Source organism: Hyalangium ruber (genome assembly GCF_034259325.1).
GTDB classification, from domain to species: Bacteria; Myxococcota; Myxococcia; order Myxococcales; family Myxococcaceae; genus Hyalangium_A; species Hyalangium_A rubrum.
On sequence record NZ_JAXIVS010000002.1, the window covers coordinates 233,620 to 245,804 of the forward strand.

At 69.9% G+C, this 12,185-nt stretch carries 8 protein-coding genes; 5 read left to right on the plus strand and 3 right to left on the minus strand.

Annotated features, from left to right (window positions below; all coding sequences use genetic code 11):
* The first annotated feature begins 367 nt into the window (after positions 1 to 367).
* Both SYV04_RS06055 and SYV04_RS06060 read left to right on the plus strand, forming a co-directional pair.
* A complete protein-coding gene (locus SYV04_RS06055; protein WP_321544659.1) occupies positions 368 to 1,750 on the plus strand; it encodes a protein kinase domain-containing protein in 1,383 nt (460 codons plus the stop codon).
* Between the two features lie 116 nt (positions 1,751 to 1,866).
* Complete coding sequence (locus tag SYV04_RS06060) at positions 1,867 to 2,751, plus strand: hypothetical protein (protein WP_321544660.1); 885 nt, start codon at positions 1,867 to 1,869, stop codon at positions 2,749 to 2,751.
* A gap of 1 nt (position 2,752) precedes the next feature.
* Here the strand turns inward: SYV04_RS06060 and SYV04_RS06065 are convergent, their stop codons facing one another.
* Both SYV04_RS06065 and SYV04_RS06070 read right to left on the minus strand, forming a co-directional pair.
* On the minus strand, positions 2,753 to 4,843 hold the full coding sequence (locus SYV04_RS06065) for a neutral/alkaline ceramidase (RefSeq protein ID WP_321544661.1): 2,091 nt from the start codon (positions 4,841 to 4,843) through the stop codon (positions 2,753 to 2,755).
* A gap of 78 nt (positions 4,844 to 4,921) precedes the next feature.
* Complete coding sequence (locus SYV04_RS06070) at positions 4,922 to 7,474, minus strand: ATP-binding protein (RefSeq protein ID WP_321544662.1); 2,553 nt, start codon at positions 7,472 to 7,474, stop codon at positions 4,922 to 4,924.
* Positions 7,475 to 7,911: 437 nt separating this feature from the next.
* Between SYV04_RS06070 and SYV04_RS06075 the strand changes: the two genes are divergently transcribed.
* From SYV04_RS06075 to SYV04_RS06085, 3 genes are all read left to right on the plus strand, one after another.
* A complete protein-coding gene (locus SYV04_RS06075) occupies positions 7,912 to 9,183 on the plus strand; it encodes a GAF domain-containing sensor histidine kinase (RefSeq protein WP_321544663.1) in 1,272 nt (423 codons plus the stop codon).
* 145 nt (positions 9,184 to 9,328) lie between these two features.
* Positions 9,329 to 9,958: a hypothetical protein gene (locus SYV04_RS06080; RefSeq protein ID WP_321544664.1), complete on the plus strand. Its 630-nt coding sequence runs from the start codon at positions 9,329 to 9,331 to the stop codon at positions 9,956 to 9,958.
* Positions 9,945 to 10,385 (plus strand): hypothetical protein, encoded by a 441-nt coding sequence (locus tag SYV04_RS06085; RefSeq protein ID WP_321544665.1) that lies wholly within the window; start codon positions 9,945 to 9,947, stop codon positions 10,383 to 10,385. The genes SYV04_RS06080 and SYV04_RS06085 overlap by 14 nt, the downstream gene beginning before the upstream one ends.
* Positions 10,386 to 10,391: 6 nt before the next feature.
* Here SYV04_RS06085 and SYV04_RS06090 read toward each other — a convergent pair whose 3' ends face one another.
* Complete coding sequence (locus SYV04_RS06090; RefSeq protein WP_321544666.1) at positions 10,392 to 12,131, minus strand: histone deacetylase family protein; 1,740 nt, start codon at positions 12,129 to 12,131, stop codon at positions 10,392 to 10,394.
* Between the last annotated feature and the right edge of the window lie 54 nt (positions 12,132 to 12,185).

Genomic DNA, 12,185 nt, shown 5'->3' on the forward strand with positions numbered 1-12,185 from the left:
CCGGGGTGGGGCGCGGTGAACGATGTGTAGAACCGATAAAGCGCGAATTGAACGAATTGTCGACGCACCTTGGGTGACGGGGTGTGTCTGTGCGCCGCGTGGCACTGCAATGCCGCGAAGTCGCGTCGGACACACCGCGTCATCGCACCTGTCATTCGCGAAAAGTACACCCAGGCCGAAGCACACGTCTTGCAGACCGTGCGGGTCCCCTTTCTCAGTTTCTTAGACCCCCATGCACTGCGAACTCTGCCTGTCGGAACATGCCGATGATGCGCTGTGCGGGAACGTGTCCTGGAGCCAGACGGGCCAGAACACGTCCGTAGAGCGTCGGGTCCGTCACACGCCCTCGAGCCCTGCGCGTGGGCTGGTGACACCTTCTCCCCGTGTCTACGCGACACCGCCCCCGCTGCGAGAGGCCGAGCCACCGATCGACCTGGTGGGCAAGCACCTGGGGCCCTACCTCGTGGTGCGCAAGCTGGGCTCGGGCGGCATGGGCACGGTGTACCTGGCGGAGCAGACGCGCATCGGCGCGCGGGTGGCGCTCAAGGTGCTGCACCCGCACCTGGGCCAGGACGCGAGCCTGCGCGCGCGCTTCTACGCCGAGGCCCGCACGGTGAACCTGGTGGGCCACCCCAACATCGTCCGCATCTTCGACATCAGCGAGGCGCCCGGCGGCCTGCACTACTTCGTCATGGAGTACCTGGAGGGCGTGCCGCTGTCCCAGCTGTCCCGGCCGATGGAGCCGCAGTTGCTGGCGCACCTGCTCGAGCAGGCGTGTGACGCGCTGGACGCCGCGCACCGCGCCGGGGTGGTGCATCGCGACCTCAAGCCGGACAACCTCTTCGTGGTGCGGCGCGAGGGGCAGCTGCCCTCGCTGAAGGTGCTCGACTTCGGCGTGGCCAAGGCGCGTGGGCCCAAGCCGCAGCCTGCGCTGACGGTGGTGGGCACCGTGCTGGGGACTCCGGCGTACATGTCTCCCGAGCAGTGGACGGGGCAGTCCGTGGACGGGCGCTCCGACATCTACGCGCTGGGAGTGACGGCGTACCTGGTGGCCACCGGGCGGCTGCCCTACCCGCGCGGCCAGATGGCGGAGCTGCTGCTGTCCTTCACGGCGCCGGGGCCGGTGCCACCGCACACGCTCAACCCGCGCATTCCCGTGGGGCTCTCCGAGGCCATCCTCCGCGCGCTGGCGCGGCGCCCGGAGGAGCGCTTCGCCACCGCGTTCGACTTCAAGCAGGCCGTGCTGGCCGGGGTGAACGCCCCGCCTCCGCCCGCGCCCAAGCCCATGCTCGGCGAGCTGGAGTCCTCTCCGCGAGGCCAGACGCCGGTGCCCATGTCCACCGTCTGTCTGCGCACGCCCCGGGCGCACGTGTCCCGCCCCGAGGCCGGGCCCTCCCGAAGCTGGGTGGCCCGCGTCCACCGCCGCAGCGGCACCGGAGAGGTGGAGGTGCAGTGCATCGAGCTGAGCCGGGGCGGCCTCTTCATGTGCTGCGCCGAGCCCTTCCCCCGCCTCTTCAGCCGGCTCGAGTTCACCCTGCTGCTCGAGGGAGAGACCGTCGAGTGCGTCGGCGAAGTCGTCCGGCACGTCGAGTCCGCGCAGGCGAGCACCTGGGGCATGCCGCCGGGCGTGGGGCTCCAGTTCATCAACCCCTCCCCGCGGCTGCGCGAGTACCTCCTGCGGCTGCGTCCCAACCGTCCCTCCACCGCCCAGGCCCCCGTGGCCCTGGCCCAAGAGTGTCCGCTGCTCTAGTCACTCTCGGTGTTTCCTGATCAACTCCGGGTAAACGTTATCTTCTCAACTCACTGGACTTCCCTGGATTCACCCCCCTGCAGTGGCCCCCATCACGCCATTACCCTGCAGGGCACATGAAACGCTTGGAGCGCAAAGCGAAGACGGTCACTCGGGCCGGGGCTCTTTGCGGGCTCTGGCTGCTGGGGTTGGGGTTGTTGCTGGGCGCCTGCCGGGATCCCGCCAAGGCCTCGGGGACGGCGCTCTTCGTCACCATCGACTTCCCCCCCACGCTGTTGATGGATCAGATCCGCATCTCGGCCACGGTGGAGGACAGCAACATCGGTCCCCACCTGCTGCCGGAGGAGCCCGAGCGGCTGCTGGCCAACGGCGACTCGTTCCGCCTGCTGCTGCCCTCGGTGGCGGACCAATCGCAGGCGGAGGTGCGCATCGAAGGCCTGGCCAACGGCACCCCGGTGGCGCTGGGCACGGAGCAGGCGCAGGTGCGCGAGGGCTATGAGGTGGAGGTCCCCGTGCGGCTGGAGCCCTGGTCTCCGGATGGCGGCGAGCCGGACGGCGGGACTCCGGATGGAGGGACGGATGGGGGCACTCCTGTCTGTGCCAATTGCCCCAATGGCTGCTGCATGGGTGGCTCATGCACCACCTCCACGTTCAACACCTGCGGCACGGGGGGCGTGGCCTGCGTGATGTGCGACACGGACACCGCGAACGCCTGCAACACCTCGGGCGCCTGCGTGTGTGGCCAGAACCCGGCGTGCGACCCAGTGCGCGCGGATCGCTGCGCCAACGGCCAGTGCCGGTGCGGCGGCAATGCCATGTGCGATCCGGGCCAGCAGTGCGTGGGGGGCCAGTGCCGGTGCAGCCCCAGCTCGTGCGATGGGTGCTGCGTCAACAACCTGTGCGCGCCCGGCAACTGGAGGACCTTGTGCGGCAAGGGCGGCTCGGTGTGCAAGAGCTGCAACAAGAACCAGACCTGCAGCGCCGACGGCACCTGCACCTGAGTCACGGCACGGTGAACTCGCGGGAGATGCCGGTATAAGGATGCGCCTTGCCGTCCCACCCGGACTTCCACTGGCCGCCGTGCAGCAGGCGGTAGGTGCCCGCGGGCGTGTTCTCGGGGAGGGTCCACTCCCCCGTGACGTGTGAGCACCCCAGCAGGGGCAGGCAGCTCTCACGCTTCCAGCGGTACTTCGTCTCCCAGTCCCAGTCGTACGCCACATCCTTCCACCCGAGGCCCTCGCGCCGCTGGGCCCGCAGGAAGCTGCCCTGGGTGCGCAGGTCGTTCTTCGGGTGGCCGCTCCAGAAGGTGACGCTCACCGTCTCGCCGCGCTGGTAGGAGGCGCGCGCGTCCTTGCCGTGGACGACGTCTCCGAAGGAGGTCCAGATGGGCTTGTCGTCGAACACCACCCCGGGCTGCAGGCCGATGACGTCCTTGCGCAGGTCCCTCGGCGTAGGCCCCGGCGCCACGGGCGTGTTGGCCCGGAGCGCCTCGGCCAGCCGGGCGAACTCCTGCTGCAGCGCCGCCAGCGTCCACGGACCGAAGTGGGTGGAGGCGCCCTCATAGTCCTGCTTCGCGTACTCCTCGCGCGTGGTGACATAGCCCGAGTAGGCGTTGGACAGGCCGGCGATGACGACCTCGGTGATGCCGGCGGGCGCCAGCCGCTCGCGCACCGTCTCACGCAGGCGGCGCCCGGACATGGTGGTCAGCTCGAAGGGCACGGCCACCAGCGCCAGGTTGCCCACGGTGACGAGCTGCAGGGGCAGCACCTCGGGGCTCCACGGGTAGGGCTTCATCGTCCCCATCTGCAGCACGATGGGCTTCTCCGCCTGGCACTCGGTGCTCGAGACGGCGCAGACGAAGCCACCGAACAAGTCCCGGGCGGTGGGGCAGGAGACGCCCTCGCGGCCAAAGCCCGGCCCATCCTCGGCGCCCGCGAGCATGGACACGCCAATGGCGGCCGGGCACGTGCCGCGCCGCTGCCCATCCGCGAAGCCCGGCTCCACCGACACCTCATCCATCTTCACGTACAGGTGCCGGTAGTCCACGCCGCCGGTGAGCGACGTGGTGGCGCTCGCATGAAGCTCGGAGGCTCGCGTGTACTGCTTGCGCGCGGAGAGCGCCGTGTCCTCGAAGTCGTTGGCGCCTCCGCCGTGGGTGCCGCCCAGGATGTTGGGCGTCACGTCTCCCTCGTTGCTCTGCGCGAAGGCAGCCACGAAGGTGGGCCCCTTCGGCGTGTACAGCGTGCCCATCGCGTCCTCGAAGAGGGCGGAGGCATAGCCCTTGTTGTCGCCGCTGATGAGGTGGTTGTCGTTGCCCATGGACGTGGCGTGTACGGCGAACCAGTTGATGAGGCCGATCTCCCGCCCGTCGCTCTGGGTGAAGCGCACCAGCGTCATGCGCTTGTCGGTGTCGTGGGGGTAGCGCGCGCGCTCCTCCGCCGGGTTGCGCTGGTAGGCCTCCGGGGAGCGGTTGATGCTGGTGTCCAGCAGCTCCCCGGCCGCCATGCGCAGGGAGCCCTCGCCCAGGTTCTCATGGGCGCGGACGATGGACTGGACGATGCCCTCGACGATGACCTCGAAGTTCTGGGGGATGAAGCCGAAGGTCGTCAAATCATAGAGGGCATAGTGCGAGTAGCCGCCCGGGCCCGAGTGCGTGTGCGTGGCGCTCAGCAGCACGTTGGCGTCCGTATAGAGGTTGCCGTAGCGCGAGCGCAGCCGCTCCACCACCTGCTGCTTCACCGCCTGGAAGAGCTGCCCCAGGTCCGCGCTCACGAAGACGACGCGCTTCTCGTTGCACGGCGAGTGGATGACGAAGGCCCGCGAGCGCAGGCGCAGGTGGATGCCTTGCGTCTGTTGATCCACCATCGCGTAGCCCATCATCCCCACCTCGGCGGCCGGCCCGGTGATGTCATAGAGGCCGCTGCCGATGAGGAAGCGCTGGTTGCCCGCGCACGCGCCCCCCAGGCCCGGACCGCCTGGCTCTACCGGGCCGGGATCCGGCGTGGGCTTCGAGCCGGACCACGGCCAACACCCCGTCGCCAGTACGAGCGCCAGCGCGAGCACCGGGGTGAGACGAGGACAGGCACGGCGCATGGCTCCTCCAGCGGGTACGAATGGGGACGAGGCGGAGGATTATCCCCTCCCCAGGTGACTCCGGGCGAGTTCCCGGCCTCAGCCCGCCGACGGAGCCGTCCGTCCGAGAGAGAGCACTTCGAGCATCAGCCGGTACACGTCGCCCTTGTCGAACGGCTTGTCCAGCACCCGGTACTTGCCGGAGGCAATGAACTCCCGCGAGCGCGGGGTGAAGCCTCCACCCGTCATGAAGATGAAGCGCTGGGCCAGTTCCGGCTGTCGGGCGATGATCTCCTCGAAGACGTCCATCCCCGTGCGCTCGGGCATCATCAGGTCACAGAAGATGAGGTCATAGCCCTGCTCGCTCCCCAGCAGCTTCAGGGCCTGCACCCCGCCGTGGGCGATCTCCACCCGGTGTCCCTCCAGCATCCGGCCCAGCGCGGCGGCCACCGAGGGCTCGTCATCGATGATGAGCACCCGCTTGCCGGCGCCGCTCGACACGGGGACGCACTCCGCACTCCCGGACTCGGCCTCCTCCTCCGCGGGCGGCAGCACCACCCGGAACGTGGTGCCCTTACCCAGCGTGGACTCCACCGAGATGTCGCCGCCGTGCGCGCGCACCAGCGCATGGCAGATGGGCAGCCCCAGCCCCGTGCCCACCCCGTGCGGCTTGGTGGTGAAGAAGGGCTCGAAGATGCGGCCCAGGTGCTCGGGGCGGATGCCGGAGCCGCTGTCTCGTACCTCCACCACCGCCCACCCGCGCGCATCCTCGCGGGTGACGATGCGAATCTCGTTGCCGTCCACCTTGCCCTCGGGGATGGCGTGCGCGGCGTTGATGACGAGGTTGAGGAAGACCTGGAAGAGCTTGCCGTCGTTGCCGACGATGTACGGCAGCGTGCCGTAGTCCTTCACCAGCCGCGCCCGGTGGCGCACCTCGTTGTTGGCCATCTGCGCCACCGAGTCGAGCACCTGGTGCAGGTCCACCGGCTCGCGCCGCTCCTCGTCCACCCGCGAGAAGGCCTTGAGCTGGCGGACGATCTGCCGCACCCGCTCGGAGCCCTCGCGCGCATCTCCCAGCACCTCGCGCCACTCGGCCACGCGCTCGGCATCCGCGGGCCCGGCCCGCATCTCCCCGTGGACGAACTCCAGGTTGGCGATGACGTAGGAGAGCGGGTTGTTCAGCTCGTGCGCGATACCGGCCGCCTGCGTGCCCATGGAGACCATGCGGTCGCTGAGCATCAACTGCGCCTGCATCTGCTTGCGCTCGGTGAAGTCGCGCGCGAAGGTGAGCATCACCGGCCGCCCCTCGAAGGTGACGCCCAGGGTGACGAGGTCCGCCACCACCTCCTGCCCGTCCTGCCGCAGCAGCGTCATTTCCTGAGCGCGCGCGGCCAGCTCCTCGCGGGCCTCGGTCAGGTGCCGCAGCATCGCCGAGTGGTCCTCGCCCCGCACCACGGCGAGCACCGGCTGGCGCACCAGGGAGTCGGGCCCCTCGTGGCCCAGGTAGCGCACCATGGCTGGGTTGACGTAGAGCACCTGCTCGTCCGCGTGCATCAGCACCGGATCCGGAAAGCCCTCGATGAGCAGGTGCAGGCCGGCCTCGGTGCTGCGCAGCGTGGCCTCGGTGCGCGCCCGCAGCGCGTCCGTGGTGCGCTGCTCCAGCGACAGCGACAGCGCTCCGGCCGCGCCCACCAGCAGGTCCACCGTGCCCTGCTCCCAGACCCGCGACTCCACGCAGTTGTCGAAGCCCAGGAAGCCGAACACCTCTCCGTGGACCTTCAGCGGCAGCAGCAGCACGGCGCGCGTCTGCTGTGCCTCCAGATGCTCGCGCAGCGGCGAGGGACACTCGGCGGCCAGGAACTGCACGGGCTGGCCCACGCTCAGCGCCAGCGCATGGTCCGAGCGCAGCAGCTCCTCCAGCGGCAGCTCCTTCTGCTCCGCGCGGTGCAGGAGCGAGGAGATGCCGACGGCGCACCACTCGGCCCGGCGCGTGACGAGCAGGTGCCCTCGCTCCTCGCGGCGGGCCTCCAGGACATAGACGCGGCCGGCGCCCGCGGCGCGGCTCAGCGGCTCGAGGAGGTTCTGGTAGGGCTCATCCTCCGGCTCGTGCGCCAGCAGCCGGCGCTGGACCTCCACCACGGCGGCCAGGCCGCGCTCGCGGGTGATGACGGCCTCCAGCGCCCGGCGGCGCTCGGTGATGTCCGTCATGATGCCCAGCACCTCTCCCGGCGAGGCGGGCGAGGCCTGGGCGAACAGCTCCACCCAGCAGGTGCCGGCGCGGCTCAGCACGCGCACCTCGTGCCGGAAGCTGTCCTGGGTGCGCGTCGTCAGCGTCCGCAGCAGCATGGAGATCTGCTCGCGATCCACCGGGTGCAGGGCCTCCACCAGCGGGGTGCCGAGCACCGCCGCCGTCTTCAGCCCCGTCAGCTCGTTCCAGGAGGCACCCAGCAGGGTGAAGCGGCCGAGCGGATCCAACTGGAAGACCACCGTGCGCAGGTGCCGCGCCAGCATGCGGTAGCGCAGCGCGTCCGCCTCGATGTCCGAGGTGCCCCGCACGTCGGCGAGCATCCGAGGCCGCTCGCGGTACGACGGCGCCGCCTCACCCGCCAGGGATTCGGACCGCCTCAATCCCGAGCCCCACTCATCTGCCAAGACGGACTCTCCTTGCTTCTCTCGCGCTTCAAGGGCGAACACAGCCAGGAGCAGGTCTGGCCGCCGTTGGGGTCCTGCTTGCCTCTGCCCCCCTCCCAGCGGCCTGCCGCACAGGCTGATCAGGGGGTGGTTCTGAAGAAAAGTCAACGGAGCCTGGAATCACTCCTTGCCCAGCAAACAAGAGACCTTTGCTCCCTCCATTTGCCCACTGTCCTCCAGGGAAGGTCCCGGCGACAGGCGTGAGGAAGGCTTCTTTCTGGCGCGTTGACGAGGTGCGTCATCTCCTTACCTCGTGAAGCGCCCGGTACTGAACGCTTCGAGCGGGTGAGACTCCCAGTATCGGACACCTGGCTCGCCCTTGGGGACAGGAAACCCACCCAAGGCCTGTGGGTGGGAGGGGGCGTCACTACCGTCCACTATTCATCGAGAGGACCCCCATGAAGACAGCCCCCCTGCCTCCGGACGAAGGCGCGCGCCTGGAAGCCCTGGCGGCCCATGCCGTCCTCGACACGCCGCCCGAAGAGGCCTTCGACGCCCTGACGCGGCTGGCCTCGCGGCTGTGCGGAGTCCCCATCGCACTGGTGTCGCTGCTGGACCACACCCGGCAGTGGTTCAAGTCCCGGGTGGGCATCGAGGCGACGGAGACATCCCGAGACCTGGCCTTCTGCGCGCACGCCATCCTCCAGGACGGGCTGTTCGTGGTACCCGACGCCACCCGGGATGAGCGCTTCCACGATAACCCGCTCGTGTCGGGTGCGCCGCATGTGCGCTTCTACGCGGGCACGCCGCTCAAGAGCCTGAGCGGGCACAACCTGGGCACGCTGTGTGTCATCGACCATGTGCCGCGCGAGCTGACGGCCGAGCAGGCCGAGGCGCTGGACACCCTGGGCCGGCAGGTGGAGAGCCAGCTCCAGTTGCGGCTGCGGGTGCGCGAGCTGGAGCGAAGAGAGGCCGAGAGCCGCTCGCAGCGCGACGCCCTGGCGCGGCTCAAGCGCCAGAAGGACGGGCTGCTGCAGCTGGTGGTGAAGGATCTGCAGACGCCGCTGAGCGCCATCCACTCGCACGCGGCGCTGGTGCAGAGCCGCACCCAGCTCCCCGAGGATGTGCGGGGGGCGGCGCGCGACATCCGCGAGGGGACGGAGAGCGTGCAGCGGCTGGTGGCCAACCTGCTGGAGGCGAGCCAGGAGGACGCGCCGCTGGTGACGCGGATGGCGGAGTTCGACGTCACCGCGCTGCTGGCGGAGGTGGCGCGGGACTTCGGCGTTCGCATCCACGGCAGCCACCGCCAGTTCACCCACGGCATGCGGGTGACGGAGCGCCTCATCACCGCGGACCGGGAGCTGCTGCGGCGCGCGCTGGACAACCTGCTGGACAACTCGTACCGCTTCACCCAGCTGGGCAGCGGCAAGGTGGCGATGGAGGCCAGCCAGCCGGAGCCGGGCCTGCTGGAGCTGCGGGTGCGCGACGAGGGCCCGGGCATTCCTTCGGCCTCGCGCTCCTATGTCTTCGAGAGCCAGCTGCCCGACGGGGTGCCCACCGCCGCCCGCGCCCGGGCCAGCAACAGCCTGGGGCTGGCCTTCTGCCGGCGCGTGGTGGAGGCCCACGGCGGGTGGATCTGGGTGGAGGACAATCCCCCCAAGGGCACGCTGTTCTGCTTCCGCATCCCCATCCGGCCCGCCGTGGTTGCCGTGAGCCAACCCCTTGGGTAGGATGTGCTCCGGGAGACCCCTCCCGTGATGTGACCTACCGAGGTGTGCGACCGCACTACTCATGAGGTGGTCGCGCATTGCATGAAGCCAGGGAAAACCGTATAAGCCACCTTGTACGAGTTAGTCGGGTTTTCCTGAGGTTTCCATGTGGCTCCTTCGAGGGCTTTCACTGCTGTGCTGGGGGGTGCTGGGGTGTGCCGGCGGCCCTCAGCCCACAGGCGACACCGAGACCTACGGCGTGAGAGACGGCCGGGTCTGGGTGCGTGGGCCCTGGGAGGCCGTCCAACCGTCCCGCGACGCGGACGACGTCATTGATCAGCTCTGCCCGGCCATCATGCGCCTGCCCCGCGCGAAGGAGGAGGACCATGGCCGGGAGTACTGCGGCGTCATCTACTCGCTGGGTGACGGCACCTATTACGCCAGCCACCCTTCCCCCCTGAGCGACACCCGGATGGGAGTCGTCTCCCCCCGAAAGAACTGCTACGTGCCGCGCATCGTCGAAGACGCGCGCGGACAGAGCATCCCCCTCGGCGACTATCACAGCCATCCCTGGTCGCCTTCGAAGATGAGCCTGGAAGACCGGTTCAGCGCGAATCAGGTCTATTCCATCCGCCTCCAGTTCGACAACGCATGCCTCGTTCAGAAGCTCGTTCCCTATCTGAACGAGGAGCGCCCGGGCGAGCTGTACGAGCGCAGGGGGAAGCAGTGGAAGCTCATCGGCTTCATCAAGCTCGAACACAAGGCCACCGGAGTGATCACCCGTGCCGACGATTGACTCGCTGAAGCGTCCGCTGCTGTTGGCGCTCTGCGCCCTGCTCCCCGCCTGCGCGCTCTTCCAGCGCCCTCCGCGTCCGGTGCGTGCCTCGCCGCAAGAGGCCGCGGGCGTCGAGTTCCCGATCGATGTTCCCAACGACTCGAGCCTGCACCTGACCGGGATCCAGCTCGCCGCCATCCAGCTGGCCATGGAGGACTTCCTGCCCTGGGACATCAAACCGCATAAAGGGGCGACGCCACGCGAGGAATGCCTTTACAGACGCGACTCGTACGACGTGTTCGTCACGTCCCACTCCGAGAGCCTGGTCTATGTCGACTTCGCCGCACGTCCGGGCGCCTGCGAGATGGGACTCGGCCCCGTGCTGGACATGGGTGCCGTCTACGCCATCGATGTGAAGAACTGGCGCATCCTCGCCGTGCAGCACTGACGCCGCTCAAGCCCCCGCCACGGTGAAGTGGCAGCACTCGCGCTCGGCGGCGATGGCCTCCGAGTCCTCGGTCCTCGGAGCGTGGCTCGACACCATGTCGGCGGCCTCCCACGCGTAGGGCTGACCGTTGAGGAGCACCCGCCCCTCCGCCACCCTGCGTGTCGCCTCCAGCATCGGCAGGTGCGCGAGGTCCCTCCTCAGCGCCTCGAAGCGCCCCTGCCGCGCTGGCTCCAGGAAGCGCAGGCGGGCACTCGCCACCACCGCCAGGTGGTACCACATGGGCCGGAACGCGACGCCCGCCAGCTTCAGCCGCTCCGCCATGCGAATGAGCACCTCCACCGCCTCGCGCGACAGGCCCAGCCCCGGCACGTCCTGGCCCGGCAGCTTCGGCCGCACCGCGCTGAACCGCGCCCGGGGATGGCGCAGGGCCAGCCAGTTCACGAAGAGGTAGTCCTCCTCTCCCAGCCGGCGGCGCTCCATCACACAGTCCACCAGCAGGTGCTCCTGTCCGTCCGCCTGCCCGAGCAGCTGGGTGCGGTCCCCCGCTCCCGTGGAGCCCACCTCCACCCGGAGCCGCTGGTAGCCCAGGCGCTCCAGGTGCGTGAGCAGGCCGTAGCGATAGAGCGCGTATTCGAGCGCCTGCGCCGTGTAGTGGCCCAGCACCCGCTCCTGGAGCGGCAGCCCGTGCCCCAGCGCTCCCTCGAGGTCCTCCTGGGTGATGGGCTCCCAGTCCGAGTACGCCTCCGGCGCCAGCATCCGGGAGATGCGCTGGAACCGCGCGCTGAGCGGATCGAACCGCGCCTCGATGGGCCGATGTCCCCGCCCGCCCAGCGCCAGCACCGAGCCGGCGAACACCTTCCACGCCTCCTCGTGGTAGCCGCCTCCGGGCAGCCACACCGAGGGCACTCGCCGCAGCGCTCGCGCCACCACCCTGTCCCGCGCGCGCGCTCCCTCCAGGCTCAGCCCCATGAGGCCGAAGCGGTCCCCCCGCAGCACGTCGCCGCCCGCGATGACGAAGGCCAGCTCCGCGCGTGGCATGCGGCCCAGCAGCGCCTCCAACGCCGCGAGGTACTCCGCGTCACCGCACCCTCGCGGCAGCAGCACCTCATCCACTCCCGGCGGAGGCCCCCAGTCGCTGCCGGAGAGCGAGCCCACCCACACCTTCGCATCCCCCGCGACGCACTCCGCGGTGCCATCCGGTGGGTGCGCGTCGAGGTCCACCACCACCACTTGGCCCTCGAAGCCCTGGGCACGCGCCTCCGCGAGCGCCACGGCGATGTCATTGAGGGCGCAGAAGCCGCCGCCCCGGCCCGGCGCCGCGTGGTGGAAGCCTCCCGCCATGTTGGCCACCGCGCGCCCTTGTGCCAGCGCCAACCGGGTCGCCTCCAGCGTGCCGCCGCACACCCGCCGCAGGGTGTCCAGCAGCGCGTCCACCGCCACGTCCGAGGGCTCGACCGCGAAGATGCGCGCGAGCGTCTCCGGGCGCGACAGGGCCTTCAGGTAGGACGCCTCATGCACCCGGGCCAGCTGCGCGTACGAGACGGGCAGCGGGCGGTACACCTGGGCGGGGCGCACCACGCCCGTCTCCAGCAGGTACCAGGTGGTGAAGTCCACCCGGCGCGGTTCGATGCCGGTGGAGGCCTCCAGGCCCAGGAAGGGCAGCCGGTAGGACGCGTCGTAGAAGACGGGGACCCGAGCCCGGTCCGGGCGCAGCCGTGCCTTCCATTCCTCCAGCCAGCCTCTCATCCGCGGGCCCACCCTACGCCTCGCACGACGCGGGAGGGTGGATTTTCGTGGGCC

Bases quoted from the DNA above. Each gene is read 5' to 3' on its own strand.
- SYV04_RS06065 (WP_321544661.1), bottom strand. From the start codon at position 4,843: ATGCGCCGTGCCTGTCCTCGTCTCACCCCGGTGCTCGCGCTGGCGCTC.
- SYV04_RS06080 (WP_321544664.1), top strand. From the start codon at position 9,329: ATGTGGCTCCTTCGAGGGCTTTCACTGCTGTGCTGGGGGGTGCTGGGG.
- SYV04_RS06090 (WP_321544666.1), bottom strand. From the start codon at position 12,131: ATGAGAGGCTGGCTGGAGGAATGGAAGGCACGGCTGCGCCCGGACCGG.
- SYV04_RS06060 (WP_321544660.1), top strand. From the start codon at position 1,867: ATGAAACGCTTGGAGCGCAAAGCGAAGACGGTCACTCGGGCCGGGGCT.
- SYV04_RS06075 (WP_321544663.1), top strand. From the start codon at position 7,912: ATGAAGACAGCCCCCCTGCCTCCGGACGAAGGCGCGCGCCTGGAAGCC.